This window comes from Streptomyces sp. NBC_01176, assembly GCF_045039825.1.
GTDB lineage: Bacteria > Actinomycetota > Actinomycetes > Streptomycetales > Streptomycetaceae > Streptomyces.
In genome coordinates, this window is the sequence record NZ_CP108600.1 from 3,209,091 (window position 1) to 3,229,366 (window position 20,276).

Annotated in this window: 19 protein-coding genes; 8 read left to right on the forward strand and 11 right to left on the reverse strand. The window is 70.9% G+C overall.

Annotated elements, in window-relative coordinates; all coding sequences use genetic code 11:
- Window positions 1-516 (reverse strand): ribosome maturation factor RimP, encoded by a 516-nt coding sequence (gene rimP / locus OG199_RS13520; RefSeq protein WP_356806267.1) that lies wholly within the window; start codon window positions 514-516, stop codon window positions 1-3.
- Between the two features lie 241 nt (window positions 517-757).
- Between rimP and OG199_RS13525 the strand changes: the two genes are divergently transcribed.
- The 3 genes from OG199_RS13525 (at window position 758) to OG199_RS13535 (ending at window position 2,896) form a co-directional block, all read left to right on the forward strand.
- A complete protein-coding gene (locus tag OG199_RS13525) occupies window positions 758-1,372 on the forward strand; it encodes a hypothetical protein (protein ID WP_356806269.1) in 615 nt (204 codons plus the stop codon).
- A 95-nt stretch (window positions 1,373-1,467) separates the two neighbouring features.
- Window positions 1,468-1,908, forward strand: a complete 441-nt coding sequence (locus tag OG199_RS13530; RefSeq protein WP_356806283.1) for a ferritin-like domain-containing protein — start codon at window positions 1,468-1,470, stop codon at window positions 1,906-1,908.
- A 40-nt stretch (window positions 1,909-1,948) separates the two neighbouring features.
- Window positions 1,949-2,896 carry an aminoglycoside phosphotransferase family protein gene (locus OG199_RS13535; RefSeq protein ID WP_405829666.1) on the forward strand — a complete coding sequence of 316 codons (948 nt, stop codon included), beginning with the start codon at window positions 1,949-1,951 and terminating at the stop codon, window positions 2,894-2,896.
- A 211-nt stretch (window positions 2,897-3,107) separates the two neighbouring features.
- On the opposite strand, the gene OG199_RS13540 is transcribed toward OG199_RS13535, so the two are convergent.
- The 6 genes from OG199_RS13540 to dxr all read right to left on the reverse strand — a co-directional run bounded on the left by OG199_RS13540 (window position 3,108) and on the right by dxr (window position 10,674).
- Entirely contained in the window at window positions 3,108-4,799 is a 1,692-nt protein-coding gene (locus tag OG199_RS13540) for a proline--tRNA ligase (protein WP_356806273.1), read from the reverse strand.
- Window positions 4,800-4,891: 92 nt separating this feature from the next.
- Entirely contained in the window at window positions 4,892-5,461 is a 570-nt protein-coding gene (locus tag OG199_RS13545) for a GNAT family N-acetyltransferase (protein WP_356806274.1), read from the reverse strand.
- A 79-nt stretch (window positions 5,462-5,540) separates the two neighbouring features.
- A complete protein-coding gene (locus OG199_RS13550; RefSeq protein WP_356806276.1) occupies window positions 5,541-6,389 on the reverse strand; it encodes a GNAT family N-acetyltransferase in 849 nt (282 codons plus the stop codon).
- 406 nt (window positions 6,390-6,795) lie between these two features.
- On the reverse strand, window positions 6,796-7,953 hold the full coding sequence (ispG, locus tag OG199_RS13555) for a flavodoxin-dependent (E)-4-hydroxy-3-methylbut-2-enyl-diphosphate synthase (RefSeq protein WP_405829668.1): 1,158 nt from the start codon (window positions 7,951-7,953) through the stop codon (window positions 6,796-6,798).
- Between the two features lie 163 nt (window positions 7,954-8,116).
- Window positions 8,117-9,421: a M50 family metallopeptidase gene (locus tag OG199_RS13560; RefSeq protein WP_405829670.1), complete on the reverse strand. Its 1,305-nt coding sequence runs from the start codon at window positions 9,419-9,421 to the stop codon at window positions 8,117-8,119.
- Complete coding sequence (gene dxr / locus OG199_RS13565; RefSeq protein ID WP_356806280.1) at window positions 9,418-10,674, reverse strand: 1-deoxy-D-xylulose-5-phosphate reductoisomerase; 1,257 nt, start codon at window positions 10,672-10,674, stop codon at window positions 9,418-9,420. Before dxr ends, OG199_RS13560 begins: the two co-directional genes overlap by 4 nt.
- 190 nt (window positions 10,675-10,864) lie before the next feature.
- On the opposite strand from dxr, the gene OG199_RS13570 reads away from it, so the two are divergent.
- Window positions 10,865-11,317 (forward strand): lamin tail domain-containing protein, encoded by a 453-nt coding sequence (locus OG199_RS13570; protein ID WP_356806281.1) that lies wholly within the window; start codon window positions 10,865-10,867, stop codon window positions 11,315-11,317.
- Between the two features lie 117 nt (window positions 11,318-11,434).
- Here OG199_RS13570 and OG199_RS13575 read toward each other — a convergent pair whose 3' ends face one another.
- Window positions 11,435-13,375 carry an acyl-CoA dehydrogenase family protein gene (locus OG199_RS13575; protein ID WP_401810161.1) on the reverse strand — a complete coding sequence of 647 codons (1,941 nt, stop codon included), beginning with the start codon at window positions 13,373-13,375 and terminating at the stop codon, window positions 11,435-11,437.
- A gap of 501 nt (window positions 13,376-13,876) precedes the next feature.
- On the opposite strand from OG199_RS13575, the gene OG199_RS13580 reads away from it, so the two are divergent.
- Together OG199_RS13580 and OG199_RS13585 are read left to right on the forward strand one after the other, a co-directional pair.
- On the forward strand, window positions 13,877-14,890 hold the full coding sequence (locus tag OG199_RS13580) for a LacI family DNA-binding transcriptional regulator (RefSeq protein ID WP_356809317.1): 1,014 nt from the start codon (window positions 13,877-13,879) through the stop codon (window positions 14,888-14,890).
- A gap of 88 nt (window positions 14,891-14,978) precedes the next feature.
- Complete coding sequence (locus tag OG199_RS13585; protein WP_356809316.1) at window positions 14,979-15,461, forward strand: hypothetical protein; 483 nt, start codon at window positions 14,979-14,981, stop codon at window positions 15,459-15,461.
- Window positions 15,462-15,524: 63 nt separating this feature from the next.
- Here the strand turns inward: OG199_RS13585 and OG199_RS13590 are convergent, their stop codons facing one another.
- The 3 genes from OG199_RS13590 to OG199_RS13600 all read right to left on the reverse strand — a co-directional run bounded on the left by OG199_RS13590 (window position 15,525) and on the right by OG199_RS13600 (window position 17,184).
- On the reverse strand, window positions 15,525-16,004 hold the full coding sequence (locus tag OG199_RS13590; RefSeq protein WP_401810166.1) for a general stress protein: 480 nt from the start codon (window positions 16,002-16,004) through the stop codon (window positions 15,525-15,527).
- 210 nt (window positions 16,005-16,214) lie between these two features.
- On the reverse strand, window positions 16,215-16,430 hold the full coding sequence (locus OG199_RS13595; RefSeq protein WP_401810167.1) for a hypothetical protein: 216 nt from the start codon (window positions 16,428-16,430) through the stop codon (window positions 16,215-16,217).
- 34 nt (window positions 16,431-16,464) lie between these two features.
- Entirely contained in the window at window positions 16,465-17,184 is a 720-nt protein-coding gene (locus OG199_RS13600; RefSeq protein ID WP_405834532.1) for a BTAD domain-containing putative transcriptional regulator, read from the reverse strand.
- Window positions 17,185-17,940: 756 nt separating this feature from the next.
- Here OG199_RS13600 and OG199_RS13605 point away from each other — a divergent pair.
- Together OG199_RS13605 and OG199_RS13610 are read left to right on the forward strand one after the other, a co-directional pair.
- Window positions 17,941-19,242 carry an Nramp family divalent metal transporter gene (locus tag OG199_RS13605; RefSeq protein WP_405829674.1) on the forward strand — a complete coding sequence of 434 codons (1,302 nt, stop codon included), beginning with the start codon at window positions 17,941-17,943 and terminating at the stop codon, window positions 19,240-19,242.
- Entirely contained in the window at window positions 19,239-20,216 is a 978-nt protein-coding gene (locus tag OG199_RS13610) for a cupin domain-containing protein (protein ID WP_405829675.1), read from the forward strand. Before OG199_RS13605 ends, OG199_RS13610 begins: the two co-directional genes overlap by 4 nt.
- Window positions 20,217-20,276 lie beyond the last annotated feature (60 nt).

Below are 20,276 nucleotides of genomic sequence, written 5' to 3' on the forward strand. Positions count from 1 at the left end.
CTACGCCTCCTCTGCGTTCTCTTCGGTCTCTTCGTTCTTGTTCTTACGGTTGAACTCGACCTGGACGCGGGCCTTGGCGATGTCCGCGAGGGCGAGCCGCCTGGTGGTGGGCCTGCGCCCCTTCACACCCGGCACTTCCACGTCGAGGCCGTCGTCATCGGCCTTCAGGATGCGGGCGACCAGCTCGGCGCCATCTCCCAGCTGGAACTTCACCAGCCGGTCCGTGGCGCGTACGTAGTGACGGTGCTCCTTGAGCTCGCGCTCGGCACCGGGGGTTCCGACCTCGAGGGTGTACTCGCCCTCGCCCATCGCGTCGCTCTCGTCGAGCTTCGCCGAGAGCGCGCGGCTCACATCGGCGATCTGGTCGAGGTCCGCACCGGCGTCCGAGTCGACGACCACCCGCAGCACGCGCTTGCGTCCGACCGAGTCCACCTCGATCTCTTCCAGGTCGAGTCCCTGGGAGCTGACGAGCGGTTCCAGAAGTTCTCGCAGCCTCTCGCTCTGGGTGGTGCTCATCCGGGTGACTCCTCGGCCGCGTGTGCTGTTGTGGGTTGGTCGCGTGTCTGGTCAAAGGGTATCCGGTCGCAGGGGGTGTTGCCGTCCATCGGGGCGGTCACGGGAAGGGCCGGCGGCTGCCCGGCGACGGGTCCGGCGGAGGCACGGGAGAGCCGCTGGCCGGCCCCGGGTCCCGGCGCGGGTACCGTGATCACGGGCGCGCCGCCCTCCCGTTCGTACGAGCCTTCCGAGGACGTCTGCCGTGTCGTTCACCCCGCCGTCCCGCACCCCGTCGGGTCCGCGCCGAAGGAGCCTGCTCACGTCGGCCGCGGGCGCCGCCGTGCTCGTGGGCTGCTCCGCTCCCGAGTCGCCGTCCTCCGGTACCGCGAGCCGGAGCCCCTCGGCCGCCGACGCCGCACGCGCGCGTGCCGCCCGCGACAGCGAGACGCTCGCGGCGCGCTACGCCGCCGTGATCGCCGCCCATCCGCCGCTGGCGAAGCGACTGGACCCGCTGCGGACCGAGGTCGTGCGGCACGCGCAGGCGTTCGGCGGCACCGGGGGCCGGCCCTCGGCCTCACCGTCCGCCTCCTCGCCCGCCTCCTCGCCCGCTTCTTCGTCCGCCTCTTCCTCCGTGTCCCCTTCGGACTCGGACTCTGCCTCCGTGTCCCCCTCGGGCTCGCTTTCCGCGAGTGCCTCGCCCGCCGTGCCGGCCCGTGAGAAGGACGCCCTGGCCGACCTCGCGGCAGCCGAACTCGCCCTGGTGGAGCGGCGCACGAGAGCCCTGCTTGACGTGCCGGGAGAGTTGGCCAGACTGCTGGCCTCGGTGGCGGCGGCCGGTGCGGCCCACGCGTACGTGCTGACGGAGGAGAAGAAGTGAGCTCGACGGGCGGGACGGAACGGGCCGGGCGGGCCGAGGAGACCCGGGAGGCCGGGACGGCCGGGAAGGCCGGACAGAAGGCCGGGACGGCGGAGCTGACGGCCCTGCAGGCCGCGCTGGCCGCCGAGCACGCCGTGGTGTACGGGTACGGAGTCGTCGGCGGCAGGATCGGCGAGTCCCGCCGGGGCGAGGCCCGCGCCGCGTACGACGCGCACCGCGCCCGTCGCGACGAACTGGCCCGCGCCATAAGGGACCTGGGCGGACAGCCCGCGCCCGCGGCGGCGGCGTACGCGCTGCCCTTCGCCGTCAAGGACTCCGGCACGGCCGTACGGTTCGCCGCCGAGCTGGAGGAACGAGTCGCCGGGAGCTACTCCGACCTGGTGCGCGCCTCCTCGGGCGACCGGCGGCGCTCGGCGGCCGAGGCGCTGCGGGAGGCGGCGGTGCGGGGAGTGCGCTGGCGCGGGGAGAGCGTAGCCTTCCCTGGTCTCGCCGAGCGGACGGCCGCCTCGTTCGCGGCGGCGCCCTCGCACACCTGACGCGACTCTCGGAAGGAACCCCTCCCGCATGGACTCCCGCATGGCTTTCGAACCGCCGCAGCGCCTGGTGCGGGCGCTCGGCGAGGCGCAGCGGGGCGGGCCCGACGGGACCAAGGGGGCCGAGGAGCCGGGCAAGTGGCTGGACGAACTCGCCGGGGCGGTTCAACAGGCTGTCGTTCTACGCGAGTTGACCGTGGAGCGGGTGCAGGCGCCCGGCGGGCGCAGCAGTCTGGTCGTGCTGGTGCGGCAGGCCGACGGGACACCCGCGGTTCTGAAGCTGGCGCCGGAGCGGGCGCGTCCGGAGAGCGAGCGGGCCGCGCTCGCCCACTGGGGCGGCCGGGGCGCTGTGCAGCTCCTGCCTGCCCGCGGTGTGGCGGACGACGTCCACGGAGAGCTGCTGCTGGAGCGGTTGCGGCCCGATCTGTCCGTGCGTTCGCTGCCGGAGGCGAAGGCGTTGCTGGAGGCGGCCGGTACGCTGCGGCGGCTGTGGGTCGAACCGCCCGCCGCGCAGGTGCACGCCTTCGAGACGGTGGCCGAGCGGACCGGGCGGCAGGCCGAGGCGATGCGGGCCGCGGCGGACACCGATACCGAGGTCGTGGAGCTGGTCGACGCCGCACTCGCGGCGCGCGAGGAGCTGATCACCGGCCCGCCCGAGGAGCGACTGCTGCACGGCACGTTCCGGCAGAGCAAGGTGCTCGCCGGTGAGCGCATGCCCTGGCTGGCCGTGGGCCCGGACCCGGTGATCGGCGAGTGCGCCTTCGATCTGGCCCGGCTGGTCCGTGACCGGGTGGAGGACCTGATCGCCTCGCCCTCGGGGGCCTCGATCACCCGGCGGCGGGTGAAGCGGCTCGCCGAATCGCTGGAGGTGGACCAGGAGCGGCTGCGCGGCTGGACCCTGTTCCGGGCGGTCGAGTCCGGCGTGCGGGCGCGACGGGTGGGGCGTGAGCAGGACGCCGAGCTGCTGCTGGAGTTCGCCGGCTGGCTCTGAGCCCGCGGCCCTCGGGGCCTTTCCCGGCCGGGATGGCGCGCTGTTGCCGCGTGCTACGGCAGGCGAGCAGCCGGAGTGGGACGTGCCGGGCAACGGCGACGCCACGAGGAACGTTCCCGGAGGCGTGTTCGGGGGCGGACTTCCGGCCACCGGCCGGGGTGTCGTACCCCGGCCGGGCCGTCCGTCCTGCCCGCCTGTCCGCCCGCCTCGGTCAGGCCGTCAGCCGGGCGATCGCCTCGTCGACGGTCAGTTCCTCGCGCTCACCGGTGCGGCGGTCCTTGAGCTCCAGCACGCCCTCGGCCGAGCGGCGCCCGGCGACCAGGATCTGCGGTACGCCGATGAGCTCGGCGTCCGTGAACTTCACGCCCGGGGAGACACCGGCGCGGTCGTCCACCAGGACCCGCACGCCCGCGGCTCCCAGCTTCTCGGAGACGTCGAGGGCCAGCTCGGTCTGGAGCGCCTTGCCCGCGGCGACCACGTGGACATCCGCGGGGGCGATCTCCTTGGGCCAGCACAGACCCTGCTCGTCCGCCGACTGCTCGGCGAGCGCCGCCACCGCGCGCGAGACGCCGATGCCGTAGGAGCCCATGGTCACGCGGACCGGCTTGCCCTGCTGGCCGAGGACGTCGAGCTGGAAGGTGTCGGCGTACTTGCGGCCGAGCTGGAAGATGTGGCCGATCTCGATGGCACGGTCCAGCTTGAGGCCGGCGCCGCAGGACGGGCAGGGGTCGCCCTCCTCGACCACGACGACGTCGAGGTAGTCGTCGACCTCGAAGTCACGGCCCGCGACGACGTTCTTCGCGTGCGTGTCGGCCTTGTTGGCGCCCGTGACCCAGGCCGTGCCCGGCGCCACCCGCGGGTCGGCGATGTACCGGACCTTCTCCAGACCCTGCGGGCCCACATAGCCCCGTACGAGGTCGTCGCGGCCCTCGAAGTCCTCGGCCGTCACCAGTTCCACGACGGCGGGCGCGAGGTGCTCACCCAGCTTGCCGAGGTCGACCTCTCGGTCGCCCGGGACGCCGACGGCGACGATCTCGCCGTCGACCTTGACCAGCAGGTTCTTGAGGGTGGCGGAGGCCGGGACGCCGAGGTGCCGGGCGAGCGTCTCGATGGTCGGGGTGTCGGGGGTGTCCAGTTCCTCGACCGGGCCGTGCTCCTCGGAGACGGGCGTGAGCGTGAAGGTCACGGCCTCCGTGTTGGCGGCGTAGTCGCAGGCCGGGCAGTCCACGAAGGTGTCCTCGCCGGCCGCGGCGGGCGCGAGGAACTCCTCGGAGGCGGAGCCGCCCATGGCGCCCGAGACCGCCGACACGATGCGGTAGTCGAGGCCCAGCCGGGCGAAGATCTTCTGGTACGCGGCGCGGTGCAGCGCGTAGGACTCGGCGAGACCCTCGTCCGTGGTGTCGAAGGAGTACGAGTCCTTCATCTGGAACTCTCGGCCGCGCAGCACGCCGGAGCGCGGGCGGGCCTCGTCCCGGTACTTGGTCTGGATCTGGTACAGCATGACCGGCAGGTCCTTGTACGACGCGACCTGGTCCTTCACCACGAGGGTGAAGATCTCCTCGTGGGTGGGGCCGAGCAGGTACTCGCCGCCCTTGCGGTCCTTGAGGCGGAACAGCAGATCGCCGTACTCCTCCCAGCGGGCCGAGGCCTCGTAGGGCTCCTTGGGGAGGAGGGCCGGCAGCAGGACCTCCTGGGCGCCGATGGCGTCCATCTCCTCGCGGACGACCCGGGAGATGTTGTCCAGGACCTTCTTGCCGAGCGGCAGCCAGGTCCAGATGCCCGCGGAGTTGCGGCGCACGTAGCCGGCACGGACCAGCAGCTTGTGGCTGAGCGTCTCGGCGTCCGCCGGGTCGTCACGCAGTGTCTTGACCATCAAACGGGACATGCGCTGGACCTGGGCCATGGTTCTCGACTCCTGCTGCGTAAGGGTGATGGCAAGGAGGTTAGCCGGGGGGCCGCCGTCCCCGGAAATCCGTTTCGCCCCGGGGCCGCCCGTCAGGGGCGCCGCAGCGGCAGTGGCGCGCCCATCACGGCGTACGGTTTCGGCGCGCTCGGGAAGAGGACCTGGCGGGCCAGGTCCTCGTAGCCCAGCGAGTGGTACAGGCCGCGGGCGGGACTGTCCGTGTCGATGGCCGAGAGGATCGAGCGGGGTTGGGCCGCGCTGTCCGTGATGCCGGTGATCAGGGCGCGGCCCGAGCCGCGGTTCTGGTAGCGCGGGTGGACGTGCAGCTCGGTGATCACGAAGGAGTCGTCGAGCCAGGTGTCGTTGCCCCGCGCGCGCAGATACGGCTCGACGACGGTGGACCACCAGTGCCCACGGTCGTTGGGCATGCCGTAGACGAATCCGACGAGCCGTCCGTCGACGGTGGTGGCCCCGAGGGCCCGGGCTCCCGGACAGGTGAGGTGGCGCAGCACGATCTGCCGGCGGACGGCGATCTCGTCGGCGCCCAGTCCGAAGGCGAGCGCCTGGACGGCGAGCGCCTCGTCGACGCGCGCGGCGAGATCCAGCGGGCCGATGACCACGTCGTCGGGGGTGCGGGGCCCCTGACCGGGAAAGCGCAGCATGCCGGGGAGACTACAGGGCACGTACGGGGCTCAGAGCGGCTCTTCGGGGCGGTGGCGGCGGGCGTGGCCGGCGGCGTGGCTAGAACAGGACGCTCATGAACGCCCCGATCTCCTGGAAGCCCACGCGTCGGTAGGTCGCGCGGGCGGCCGTGTTGAAGTCGTTGACGTAGAGGCTGACGAGGGGGGCGACGTCCGCGAGGGCGTAGCGCAGGACGGCCGCCATGCCGGGGGCCGCGAGTCCCTGACCCCGGTACTCGGGGGCGACCCAGACGCCCTGGATCTGGCAGGCCTGGGGGGTGGCGGCGCCGATCTCGGCCTTGAAGACGACCCTGCCGTTCTGGTCGAGGCGGGCGAACGAGCGTCCGGTGCCGACGAGTTCGGCCACCCGTGCCTGGTAGAGCAGGCCGCCGTCACCGGCGAGCGGCGAGACGCCGACCTCCTCGGTGAACATCGCCACGCACGCCGGCATGATCGTCTCCATCTCGTCCTTGCGGATGCGGCGGAGGTAGGGGTCCGGGGCGATGTCGGCGGGGAGGCGGTCGGTGACCATCAGGGGCTGGTGGGCGCGGACCTCGCGGGCGGGGCCCCAACTCGGTTCGAGCAGGCGCCACAACTGGGCGGTGGCCTCGGCGGGGCCGACGATCGAGGAGCAGCGGCGGCCTGCCCGGCGGGCGCGGTCGGCGAAGCCGCGGACGGCTCGGGGGGTGGCACAGATCGGGACCAGGTTGGCGCCGGCGTAGCAGAGGGACTGCAGCATGCCGTCCTCGTACCAGCCCCACATCTCGCCGCCGAGCCGCCAGGGGTCGAGGCCGGCGATCTGCACCCGGGATGCGACGAAGGCGTTCGCGACAGGCTCACGGTTGAGCACGGCGAGTGCGGCGTCCAGGTCACTCGGTTCGAGGACCCTGGTGGTGGTCTGGGTCAACACGTACGGGGGCCTCACCCTGGGGTCTACTGATCTCCGCACTGTACCTGGCGAGGTCATGGGGCGCCGCCCCTTGTGCGGGGTGGGCGTTCTCGGGTGCGGGTGGGTGCGGGCCGGGGGCGCGGTTCCCCGCGCCCCTCGAACCGGGGGCTCCGCCCCGGACACCGGCCGCCCGAACACGATCGGCTGCCGGTCGACGGGGGCTGGACGTGCAGTTCCCCGCGCCCCTCGAACCAGGGGCTGCGCCCCGGACACCGGCCGCCCGAACACGATCGGCTGCCGGTCGACGGGGGCTGGGCGTGCAGTTCCCCGTGCCGGGGTGTGCGTCTTCGGTCCGTCCGGTGTTCGAGGACGAGGCCTTCGGGCGGGGTGGGGGTCCGGGGGCCGGAGCCCCCGGCGACGACGGGGGTCAGCCCGCCACGGCCACCGAAGGCTCGCCGGAGGCGACCCCGTCGGCCTCCATCTGCTCGGCGAGCTTCATCGCTTCCTCGATGAGGGTCTCGACGATCTTCGACTCGGGCACGGTCTTGATGACCTCGCCCTTGACGAAGATCTGGCCCTTGCCGTTGCCGGAGGCGACGCCGAGGTCGGCCTCGCGGGCCTCGCCCGGTCCGTTCACCACGCAGCCCATGACGGCGACGCGCAGGGGGACCTCCATGCCGGAGAGGCCGGCGGTGACTTCCTCGGCCAGCTTGTAGACGTCGACCTGGGCGCGGCCGCAGGACGGGCAGGAGACGATCTCCAGGCCGCGCTGCTTGAGGTTGAGGGACTCCAGGATCTGGAGACCGACCTTGATCTCCTCGACGGGCGGGGCCGAGAGGGAGACGCGGATCGTGTCGCCGATGCCCTCGGACAGCAGCGCGCCGAAGGCGACCGCCGACTTGATCGTGCCCTGGAAGGCCGGGCCAGCCTCCGTCACACCCAGGTGGAGGGGGTAGTCGCAGGCGGCGGCCAGCTGCCGGTAGGCGTTGACCATGACGACCGGGTCGTTGTGCTTGACCGAGATCTTGATGTCCCGGAAGTCGTGCTCCTCGAAGAGGGACGCCTCCCACAGCGCCGACTCGACGAGCGCCTCCGGCGTCGCCTTGCCGTACTTCTGGAGCAGGCGCCGGTCGAGCGAGCCCGCGTTGACGCCGATCCGGATCGGGGTGCCGGTGTCCTTCGCGGCCCGGGCGATCTCCTTGACCTGGTCGTCGAACTGCTTGATGTTGCCGGGGTTGACGCGCACCGCGGCACAGCCGGCGTCGATCGCCGCGAAGACGTACTTCGGCTGGAAGTGGATGTCCGCGATCACCGGGATCTGGGACTTGCGGGCGATCGTCGCGAGGGCGTCGGCATCGTCCTGGGTCGGGCAGGCGACCCGGACGATCTGGCAGCCGGACGCCGTCAGCTCGGCGATCTGCTGCAGCGTGGCGCCGATGTCCGACGTGCGCGTGGTCGTCATCGACTGCACCGAGACGGGTGCGTCTCCACCCACGGCCACGGTTCCGACCTGGATCTGCCGGCTCTTCCGGCGCTCGGCGAGCTTGGTCGGAACGGACGGCATGCCGAGAGAAATCGCAGTCATCTGCTGTGCAACCCCAAGTTGTGGATCAAGGTCCCGGAATCGTGGGCTCCAGGATCCGAGATTACGGCACCGGCGCGCGCGCCAGCACATCACGCCCCTAAACCCACCCAACGGATGGTGGCCGGGCACCCCAGGGTGCCCGGCCACCGTGAACGGCGCCCTACTAGGAGATTTTCACCGGGTTGACCACGTCCGCGATCAGGACGAGAAGCGTGAAGCAGACGAAGATCCCGGCCACCACGTAGGCCACCGGCATCAGCTTCGCGACGTCGAAGGGGCCCGGGTCGGGCCGCTTGAGCACCTTCGCCGCGTTCCGCCGCAGCGACTCCCACAGCGCGCCCGCGATGTGCCCGCCGTCGAGCGGGAGGAGGGGGAGCATGTTGAACAGGAAGAGGGACAGGTTGAAGCCCGCGACCAGCAGCAGCATCATCGCGACCTGCTGGGACGCCGGGATGTCGAGCGTGAAGACGTCCCCGCCGATCCGGGCCGCGCCGACCACGCCCATCGGGGAGTCCGCCTTGCGCGGCCCGTCACCGAACGCCGCGTTCCACAGGTCGGGGATCTTGCCGGGCAGCGAGACCAGCGACTCGACGCCGTTCTGCATCATGTCGCCCATGCGGTCCACGGACTGTCCGAACGACTGCTGGACGATGCCGGAGGCGGGGGTGAAGCCGAGGAAGCCGGCGTACACGTACTTGCCCTCGACGTAGCCGCCGTTGCCGTCGGTCTTGCTGACCTGGTTCTTGATCAGGTGGGTCTTGAGGTCGAGCCGCTGGCCCTTGCGCTCGACCGTGATGGTGACGTCCTTGCCGGGGTTGGAGCGGATGTCGGACTGCAGGACCGACCAGTCGGCGACCGCCCTGCCGTCGAACGCGACGATCTTGTCGCCGCCCCTGAGCCCGGCGGCCTTGGCCGGCGCCGCCTGATCGCTCGCCGCGCACTTGGAGCGGTTCTCGCTCTGCTGGATGACACAGTCCGAGACCTTGCCGACCGTGGTGGTCTGGGTCTGCACGCCGAACGTCATCATCACGCCGAGGAAGATCGCGACGGCCAGGACGAGGTTCATGAAGGGGCCCGCGAACATCACGATCACGCGCTTCCACGGCTTGCGCGTGTAGAAGAGGCGGGTCTCGTCACCGGGCTTGAGCTCTTCGAAGGCCGCGGACCTGGCGTCCTCGATCATGCCCCGGAAGGGCGAGGTCGAGCGTGCCTCGATCCGGCCGTCGGGACCCGGCGGGAACATCCCGATCATGCGGATGTAGCCGCCGAGCGGGACCGCCTTCACCCCGTACTCGGTGTCGCCCTTCCTCCGCGACCAGATGGTCGGTCCGAAGCCGACCATGTACTGCGGCACACGGATGCCGAAGAGCTTGGCCGTCGACAGATGTCCCAGCTCGTGCCAGGCGATCGAGATGAGCAGGCCGACCACGAAGACGACTATGCCGAGGATCATCATCAGGGTCGTCATGCACGAGCCTCCGCGGTTGTCGTCTGTGCCGTCAGTTCACGGGCCCGGGCGCGCGCCCAGGTCTCCGCTTCGAGGACGTCCGCCACCGTCAGGGAAGTTCCCGATCGGGGTGTTCCGTGTTCCTCGACCACCCGTGTGACGGTCTCCACGATCCCATTGAACGGCAGTGCGCCGTTCAGGAACGCGTCGACGCACTCCTCGTTGGCGGCATTGAACACCGCCGGGGCGGTGCCCGCGAGCCGGCCCACGTGCCGGGCGAGTCCGACCGAGGGGAACGCCTCGTTGTCGAGCGGGAAGAACTCCCAGCTCGACGCCTTGGTCCAGTCGCAGGCCGGGGCCGCGTCGGGGACGCGCTCCGGCCAGCCGAGGCCGATGGCGATCGGCCCCCGCATGTCGGGGGGCGTCGCCTGCGCCAGTGTCGATCCGTCCGTGTACTCAACCATCGAGTGGACATACGACTGCGGGTGCACGACCACCTCAATGCGATCGAAGGGAATGTCGTAGAGGAGGTGCGCCTCGATGACTTCCAGTCCCTTGTTGACCAGGGTCGCGGAGTTGATCGTGATGACCGGTCCCATGGCCCAGGTGGGGTGGGCCAGGGCGTCGGCCGGTGTGACGTGCGCCAGCTCCGCCTTGGTACGGCCCCGGAAGGGCCCTCCGGAGGCGGTCACGACCAGTTTGCGGACGTCCGCGCGGGTGCCGGCCGCCAGGGCCTGGAACAGGGCCGCGTGCTCGGAGTCGACGGGAATGATCTGTCCCGGCTTGGCCAGCGCCTTCACCAGCGGGCCGCCGACGATGAGCGACTCCTTGTTGGCGAGCGCGAGGGTGCGGCCCGCCTCCAGGGCGGCGAGGGTCGGGGCGAGACCGATGGAGCCGGTGATGCCGTTGAGGACGGTGTGACCGTCGGATCCGGCGAGCAGGGTGGCGGCGTCGGCTCCCGCGAGGATCTCGGGGAGCGGCTCACCGGCGCCGTACTGGGCGGCCAGTGCCTCTCGCAGCGCGGGGACGACGTCCTCGCGTGCGACCGCGACCGTGCGCACCCGCAGTCGGTGGGCCTGCTCGGCGAGCAGCGCGACCCTGCCGCCTGCGGCGGAGAGCCCGGTGACGCGGAAGCGGTCGGGGTTGCGCAGCACGAGGTCGATGGCCTGGGTCCCGATCGACCCGGTGGAGCCGAGGATCACGACATCCCGGACTCCGTCCACGGGGTCGAAGACAAGATGCGGATCAGCGAGGGGGGCTGGACTGTCGCTCATCCCCCCATTGTGGCCGCAACGCGGACCGCGCAGGACAGGGCTCCCCTCTTCCCCTCCGGCCTTGTTAACACCTCGGCGTACCCGAGGACACGAAATCACCCTTTGTGAAGCTCACGTGAAGATCACGTGATAACACTTCACCACTGGCCGGTGGACGACCGGCCGGGGGACGACACCCTGGGGGGTTCTCATGCGCATGCGCGCTGCCCTGCCCGCACTCGCGGGCGCCGTGGCACTGACGGGCACGTTTCTTCTCAGCACTCCGGCGCAGGCCGCCGGCGGTGTGACCATCCATCACGTCTGGTTCGACAGCCCGGGCTCCGACAACCGCTCCAACGCGAGCCTCAACGGCGAGTGGGTGCAGCTCAAGAACACCGGTTCCGCGGCGGTCTCGCTCAAGGGCTGGGTCCTGAAGGACGTGTCGAACCACAGGTACACCTTCCCCAACGTGAAGATCGGGGCGGGCAGGACCATGAAGGTGCACACCGGAAGCGGTACGGACACCGCGGCGGACAAGTTCCAACGCCGGCGCGCGTACGTCTGGAACAACACCAGTGACACCGCCACGCTCACGAAGGCGAGCGGCTCCAAGGTCGACTCGTGCTCGTGGACGACGCGGGACCCCAGCGACAAGTACTGCTGATCCCCCGGCAGGCCGCCGCCCGCCCCGGCCGGGGCGGGCGGCGGCCTGGCACGGGAGGGGGCGGTGACCGACGTGCCTGAGGGCGTCGGCCACCGCCCGTGCCTACCGCGAGCGAGGTCAGCGGATGGGCCGGCGCACGTTCTCCCGCTGGGCGGGACCGGGCGTCGCGTCGGCGATCCACGGGCCGTCGCCGGACGGGTCGACGACTCCCTCCTCCAGCCAGGTGTAGGTGCCCGACATCACGCCCTTGACGACCCTGCGGTCGAGCTCGTCGGTGTTGGTCCACAGACGCCCGAAGAGTTCGTCGACGCGGATGCGGGACTGCCTGCAGAAGGCGTCGGCGAGCTGGTACGCCTCACGGCCGTGCTCCCCGCTGGTGCGCAGGAGTTCGGCGCGCACGCAGGCGGCGCTCATCGCGAAGAGCTCGGCGCCGATGTCGACGATCCGGCCCAGGAAGCCCTGCTTGGTCTCCATCCGCCCCTGCCAGCGGGACATGGCGTAGAACGTGGACCGGGCCAGCTTGCGGGCGCTGCGTTCGACGTAGCGCAGGTGCGGCGAGAGGTCGACGCCGTGCTGGAACTCGCCGTACGAGCGCGGGAGCTGACCGGGTCCCGCGACCAGCTTCGGCAGCCACTTGGCGTAGAAGACACCGGCGTTGGCGCCCGCCTTCGCCTTGTCCGAGAGGGACTTCTCGGGGTCGATGAGGTCACCGGCCACCGAGAGGTGGGCGTCCACGGCCTCGCGGGCGATCAGCAGGTGCATGATCTCCGTCGAGCCCTCGAAGATGCGGTTGATGCGCAGGTCCCGCAGGATCTGCTCGGCCGGGACCGCCCGTTCGCCGCGGGCCTTGAGGGACGCGGCGGTCTCGAAGCCGCGGCCACCGCGGATCTGGACCAGTTCGTCGGCCATCAGACAGGACATCTCGGAGCCGTACAGCTTGGCGAGGGCGGCCTCGATACGGATGTCGTTGCGGTCCTCGTCGGCCATCTGCGAGGACAGGTCGACGACCGCCTCCAGGGCGAACGTCGTCGCCGCGATGAAGGAGATCTTCGCTCCGACCGCCTCGTGGAAGGCGACCGGCTTGCCCCACTGCTCGCGCGCGGCGGACCATTCGCGGGCGATCTTGAGGCACCACTTCCCCGCCCCCACGCACATGGCGGGGAGCGAGAGCCGGCCCGTGTTGAGCGTGGTCAGCGCGATCTTCAGACCCGCGCCCTCGGGACCGATCCGGTTCGCGGCGGGGACGCGCACCTGGTGGAAGCGGGTGACACCGTTCTCCAGGCCGCGCAGGCCCATGAAGGCGTTGCGGTGCTCGACGGTGATGCCGTCGGAACCGGCCTCCACCACGAAGGCCGTGATGCCGCCCTTGTGGCCCTCGGACTTCGGCACCCGCGCCATGACGACGAGGAGATCGGCGACGACACCATTGGTCGTCCAGAGCTTCACGCCGTCGAGGACGTAGTCGTCGCCGTCCGGCACGGCGGACGTGGCCAGCCGCGCCGGGTCGGAGCCGACGTCCGGTTCGGTGAGCAGGAAGGCCGAGATGTCGGTCCGGGCACAGCGGGGCAGGAAGGTGTCCTTCTGCTCCTTGGTGCCGAAGAGCTTCAGCGGCTGGGGCACGCCGATCGACTGATGCGCGGAGAGCAGCGCGCCGATCGCCGGGCTCGCGGAGCCGACCAGGGCGAGTGCCTTGTTGTAGTACACCTGGGTGAGGCCGAGGCCGCCGTACTTGGTGTCGATCTTCATGCCGAGGGCGCCGAGCTCCTTGAGCCCGTCGACGACCTCGTCGGGGATCCGCGCCTCGCGCTCGATACGAGCGGAGTCGATCTTCGTCTCGCAGAAGTCGCGCAGCTTGGCGAGGAACTCCTCGCCACGTTGGACCGCCTCGTCGGGCGGCAGGGGGTGCGGGTGGATCAGGTCGAGCCGGAAGCGCCCGAGGAACAGTTCCTTGGCGAAGCTGGGCTTGCGCCAGTCCTGTTCCCGCGCCGCCTCGGCGACCTGACGGGCCTCACGTTCGGTGACTGTGGGCCGGTGGGGTGTTGCGGACAAGAAGCTCACCTCGCCGCGAATAGGGATCACTGGGGGTCTTCGTTACTGACCGGTGCTACTCGATCGTATGTACCTGATGGCGGGCGACCCCACCAGTCCTCGCGCAGCGTTCGGGCCGTCCCCCGACCATGCGGGGAGCAGCCGGCGTACGCCGCGTACGCGGCTTTCCGTCCGGTGTCGCCTGACAGGTTCCACATTGCTCCCTCGCGGCCGTCGCCGCCGCGCCGGGTGTCACATCGTGGGGCCGTTCGGGGGACGGTCCGCGTGAGGCCCCTCGACGGTCACCGTCCCCCCGGGCTCCCCTGGGAGGAGCCCGGCGGCGGGAGGTCCGTCCGGGTATCTCGCGACGAGCGCGCACGAAGTCGGTATCGAAGCGCTTCGACATAGATGAACGCTTGGGACACCTGTGGACACACGCTCTCCACCGGGCTACTGTCGAGCCGCCTCACTCGCCGCCCCTGTCAGTGCGACACGCGCTGTCGAAGCGCTTCACACAGCTTGGAGAGCCGGATGGTCACCCTCGCCGAGGTCGCCCAGCACGCCGGAGTCTCGGCGAGCACGGTGAGCTATGTCCTCAGCGGCAAGCGGTCCATCTCCGCGGCGACCCGGCAGCGGGTGGAGCGGAGCATCCAGGAGCTCGGCTACCACCCGAACGCGGGCGCCCGGGCCCTGGCGAGCAGCCGGTCCACCATCATCGCGCTGATGGTTCCGCTCCGTACCGACATGTACGTACCCGTGATGATGGAGATCGCCATCGCGGTGGCGACCCACGCCCGCACCTTCGGGTACGACGTGCTGCTGCTCACCGGCGAGGAGGGACCCGACGCCGTGCGCCGGGTCACCGGCAGCGGGCTCGCCGACGCGATGATCCTGATGGACGTCGAACTCGACGACGAACGGCTGCCGTTGCTGCGCCGGACGGACCAGCCGTCCGTGCTGATCGGGCTGCCCGCCGACACCGCCGGACTGACCTGCGTCGATCTCGACTTCAGGGCGACGGGCGCGCTGTGCGCCGAGCACCTGGCCGCGCTGGGCCACCGGGACATCGCTGTCATCGGCGAGGCCCCCGCCGTCTACGAACGGCACACGGGCTTCGCCGAGCGCACGCTCGACGGACTCCGGTCCCGTTCCCGCGAGTTGGGACTGCGTGTGCTGCACCGCCCCTGCGAGGGCGGCTTCGACGCGATGTCCCTGACGCTGGCCCGGGTCTTCGACGAGCGCCCCGGCACCACGGGCTTCGTCGTGCAGAACGAGTCCGCGGTCGAGCCGCTGCTCGCCCTGCTGCGCCGGCAGCGCCGGGCCGTCCCCGAGGACGTGTCGGTGATCGCGATCTGCCCGGACCAGGTCGCCACGCAGGCCTCGGTGCGGCTGACGTCGGTCGCCATCCCCGCGCAGGAGATGGGCCGGCACGCCGTCGAGCAGGTGATCGCCAAGCTGGAGGGGCGTGGAAACGACGAAGTCGCACTCATCGCGCCCGAGTTGACGATCCGCGCGAGCACGGGGCCGGCCCCCGCGGCCGCCTGACGGCCGGGCAGGGCACGTGACGCTTCCGTTGCCCGGAACTGTGGCCTCCACCACAGCGAGGCCGGTCCTGTCCTGCTGAAGTCGGCGGATGGTCCTTCTGCTCCTGTTGTTGCTTCCCGGCGGGCTGGCCGCCTGCGTCGCCCTCGCCGGGTACGGCTTCGGCAGGCTCGGCCGCGCGGGCGCGGGGCTCGTCGACGGCGGGGGGCGGCTGCGCGGACCGGCCGCCCTCATGGGTGCCGCCGCGGTCGCCGTGTATGTGTGGGGCCTGCTCCATGTCGCCGGAGCGGTCCTGTCGGCGGAGGACGGCGGCGCCGACTCGGCGCCGATCCGGCCGTGCCGTACGCCCGGCTGGCAGGAGTGGGCGCGGGACCCCGGCATCACCGGTTACACGGTGAGCTATCTGCCCGTGCGGTTCGTCTGCGAGACGGGGGACGGCGGCCGGTACGCCACCGGCCACGTCCCCCGGTACGTCAACCCGGCCTTCTTCTGTCTCGCGGTGGCCGCCGTGGCGACGGCCGGCGCCGCTGCCCTCGACACGGAGCGCCGGGCCAGGAGGAGCACGGCCGTATGACGCGCGGCGGCCGACCGGCCGTCCCGTGCGGCCTGCCCGGGCCGCCTGGCCTGCGCGGTCTTCTCAGCCTTCGCGCCAGCCGAGTTTGACGAGGAGGTTCTTGGCCTCCTCGGCGACCTCCGCCTGGGCGACCACGTCGTAGCGGGCGGCGACGATCTGGCTGCGGGACGCGAAGTCGCGGCGGCCTCCGGTGAACGCGTGGCCGGCGAAGCCGAAGAGCGCGCCGAAGATCGCGCCGTAGAACAGGCCGCTGATCATCAGCACCACGACGTGATGGTTGCCCGCGGCGAACAGCGACAGGAGCAGGCCGATGAGCAGCCCGAACCAGGCACCCGAGCCCGCGCCGGCCAGGGCGGCCCGGCCGCGGGTGAGCCTGCCGAGCACCGTCTCCACCATCCGCAGGTCGGAGCCGATGATCGCGGTGTGCTCCACCGGGAACTTGCTGTCGGAGAGGAAGTCGACCGCGCGCTGCGCGCCCTCGTAGGTCGGGTACGAGCCGACCACCGGCCGGTCGAGCGGCGCCGTGGGCGGTTGCTGCGTCATCGCGGGGCTCCCTTCCTCATCGTCCCCCTCCCTGTCGAACAGCCTGCTGCGGGGCGGTGGGCCCCGCAACGCAGAGAGGGCCGGGCGGGCGGACGCGCCGCCACGGACCGGCCCGAGCGGCCGGAGCAGATCGAGCGGCCGGACGCGGTCGCCTCTTGTCGCGCAGGCGGTCGACCGATGCCAGAGGGCACTCTCCCCCGAAGGCTGAGCTCACTCCTCCGAGGCCTCCATGCTCCGGTTCCCGTTCTCGAGCCATGCGCGTACCTGGTCACAAATGGTGTCCAGGCCCGCTGCGGCCGAGTACTCGGCGGGGACCTGATCGGGGCTGTCGACGACCAGCAGGCGTGCTCGTAGGGCCGGTGTTCGTCCGGGCTCGTACCACACGCGAAGGACGAGGACTCCCGTGTGAGCGTCTGAGACAGCCATGTGCTCAGTGTTCCGGACCGACGCCACCTCAACGTCACGGCCGAGTGCGCATGGCTTGGACCGCGCTTCCCATGCGACGGCACAGCGGGGGTGAGGGCTCCAGTCCGAGTTCGGTGCGGAGGAGGTGTCGCAGTTCGTCGAAATGCCGGATGGCTTCGCCGGTGTTGCCCTCGGCGAGGTAGGTCTCGATGACCTGCCGGTGGGCGCTTTCCCGCAGGGGTTCTCCGGCGACCGCCCGCAGTGCCGCGTCGAGTGCTTCCCCGAACCGGCCCGCGGCGCGGTGGACGCGGGCGAGCGATTCCAGGGCGTGGAGGCGCATCTGGTGCAGTCTCTCCCGTTCGACGATGACCCAGTCGTCCCAGTCCTGGGGCAGGAGGTCGCTGCTGAGGGCCTGGTCCGCCCGCGCCGTGTCGGGAAGGGGTGTGTCGGGCGGGACGCGGCCCGACGGCTGTGACCAGGCGATGGCCCGGCGCAGGATGTCCTCGGTGGCGGCCAGATCCGTTTCGATGTCCTGGGACAGCTGGAGGGTACTCGCCGTGGCGATGACCAACGGCCGATCCAGTTTGGGCAGCCGCCACAGTGCCGAGCGCAGACAGCCGGCGGCTCGGGTGCCGGCGGCGTCCGGCCACAGTTTCTCGGCGACGTATTCACGGGTGAGCGTGCGGCGACTGAGCACCAGCAGACTCAGCAGTCGCCGGCCCGCCGGGGCGACCAGTACGGACCGGCCTCCGTAGCGCAGGTCGAAACCGCCCATGAGCGTCAAGTAGGGAAGGGTACGCGGTCGGTTGTCGTCGGAATGCATGTGTGTTGCCGCCTCCTCGAACCACGAAGAAGCCGTCGTCGACGAACGGCGATTCCCGGCGCGGCACCTCGGGCGGTCCCCGAAGGCGGCTGCGGACTTCGCGTCGCACACCGCCGTGCGCCCACGACGGCAACCGCCACGGCAGCCGCCGATCCGCGGTGCGGCGCTGCGCGAGGGCCGCACCGTCCCATTGGAACACCGCGAGCCCTTCGGCACATCCGCGCGGGCGACGAGGCCCGGGGAGCCGTGGACCGGCGGCCTGTTTCTTCGCGCGGGTGATGGCGTGGTGACGGCTCGGTGACCTGGTATCTGCAGGCTTCTCGCAGTGATTCCGTGGCCCCGGCCCGGTGGGCGACGACCACACCGACGACCACACCACGACAACGCCGACGAGACGAGAGGAGGCACCGTGTTCCACCACCGCTCCACATCTTCGTCCTCAGCATCGTCGCGATCCTCACCGTGGTCGCGCCGGCCTGCGTGCCGTATGCCACGCGACGGTCGCGTCCGGTTCCGGTGCGCCAGCCTTCCCGCCCGGGTCTACGACGTGATGCTGCTGCTCCTCGCGGTCCTCGCCGTGACACAGCACTTCCCCGGCCGGGGACTTGTGCTGACGGCCTATCTGGCGTTCCGCCTCACCGGCCGTCATCTCGCCCACAGCCGGGTTGCGCCTTCGGTACCCGGCCGCCCCGATCGTGGACAGCGCCCATGAACGTACCCGTCGTCACCCGCCCGGCACGCCCCACGGCCGTCGACGAACGCTCCCAGGTCCTCGGGGAGTTGAATGACATCCGCTCCCGCGGCAGATGGCGGTTCCGGCTGGCGCTGCTCGGCCCCGCCTTCGTCGTGGCGGTCGCCTACGTCGACCCGGGCAACGTGGCCACCAACGTCGAGGCCGGCGCACGCACCGGCTACCTCCTCGTGTGGGTCGTCGTCCTGGCCAACCTCATGGCCCTGCTCGTGCAGTACCTGTCGGCGAAACTCGGACTGGCCACCGGCAAGAACCTCCCCGAACAGTGCCGTGAACTCGCCCCGCGCTGGCTGAGCCGACTGCTGTGGGCCCAGGCCGAACTGGTCGCCATGGCCACCGACCTGGCGGAATTCGCCGGCGCCGCACTCGGCCTGAGCCTGCTGTTCGGCATGCCGATCCCGCTGGCCGCCCTGGTGACGGCCGTGGTGTCGTTCGCGGTCCTGGCCTGCCAGCAACGAGGCTGCCGCGCCTTCGAACTCGCCGTGATGGCCCTGCTCTTCCTCGTCCTGGCCGGATTCGCCTACGACCTGCTGACCGTCGGCCACCAGTCCCCAGCCGGCGCCGCCGGCGGCCTGATACCCCAATTCGACGGCCAGAGCACCGCGTTGCTGGCCGCCGCCATCGTCGGGGCCACCGTCATGCCACACGCCGTCTACCTCCACTCCGCGCTCACCCAGCGCAGAGTACGCACCGACCAGCCCCGCGACCGCCGTTTCCTGCTGCGCTACCTGCGGATCGACTGCGCACTGGGCTTCACCATCGCCGGCGCCGTCAACCTCGGCATGCTCTGCCTCTCCACAGCCCTCTTCCGCCACACCACCCCAGGCGACCTGGACAGCATCACCGCCGCCCACACCGACCTCGCCAAAACCGCCGGCGGCGCCGCCGCGATGGCCTTCGCGGTGGCGCTCCTCGCCTCCGGCATCTCCTCCGCGAGCGTGGGCACCTACGCAGGCCAAGTCGTGATGCAGGGCTTCCTGCGCCGGCGTATCCCCCTGTCCCTACGCCGCACGGTGACCATGGCACCGGCACTGCTCGTCCTGTGCCTCGGACTCCCCGTCACCTCCACCCTCGTGTTCAGCCAGGTCGTCCTCGCCTTCGGCATCCCCTTCGTCCTGCTCCCACTCGTCCTCGTCACACGGCGCCGCGACCTCATGGGCCCACTGACCAACCGGCCCGCCACCACAGCCGCCGGCGCACTCGTGTGCACCCTGGTCATCTGCCTGAACGTCTACCTCATCGTGACCATGGCGAAATGACAGGCGCCCCGAGAAGCGGCTGGGCCCGCGAGGTCACCCAGCGCGAGATGCCGATCGCCACCACACTCTCCGGCGTCAACATGCGCCTCAAGCCCGGAGCGATCAGGGAACCGCACTGGCACAAGCAGTCGGAATGGGCCTACGTCCTCGACGGCAGATGCCGGATCAGCGCCGTCGACCAGGAAGGCCGCAACTTCCTCGACGACGTCTCGGCCGGCGACCTCTGGTTCTTCCCTCAGGGCATCCCCCACCACATCCAGGCCCTCGACGAAGGCGTCGAATTCCTCCTCGTCTTCAACGACGGAAACTTCTCCGAGAACGACACCTTCCTGATCAGCGACTGGTTCGCCCACACCCCCGGTCGGTCCTGGCCAAGAACTTCGGCGTCACCGAGGAGGACTTCTCCACGATCCCGACATCCGAGCTGTACATCTTCAACGGCACAGTCCCCCCGTCCCTCGACTCCGACCGCGTTCGCGGAGGCCTCGAAGTTGCGTGAGTCGACGATCCGGGCGGTACCGCCGCTGGTGCGGATCGGGGTCTGGGAGTCGAGGCTGTGTTTGAAGCTGCGGGGGACGTCACCGCTCGGGCTGAGCACATCGGCCGCCCTGATCGAGATCGACGCCGGCGCCATCCGCGAACTGCACTGGCACCCCACCAACGACGAATGGCAGTACTACATCTCCGGACAAGGACGCATGGGCGTCTTCGCCGACTCAGGACGCAACCGGACATTCGACTACCAGGCCGGCGACGTCGGATACGTCCCCTTCGCCATGGGCCACTACATCGAGAACACCGGCGACACACCACTGAAACTGCTCGAGATGTTCCTCGCCCCCCGCTTCGAGGACGTCAGCCTCGCCCAGTGGATGGCCCTGACCCCCGCCGAAGTCGTCCGCCACCACCTCAACCTCAACGACAACGTCATGAAGTCACTCCGCACCGAGAAGCAGCCCATCTTCCGCCCGTAGGGCCCCGGACACGCCGACGGCCGGAGTCCCCGCACAGTGGACTCCGGCCGTCGGCGAACG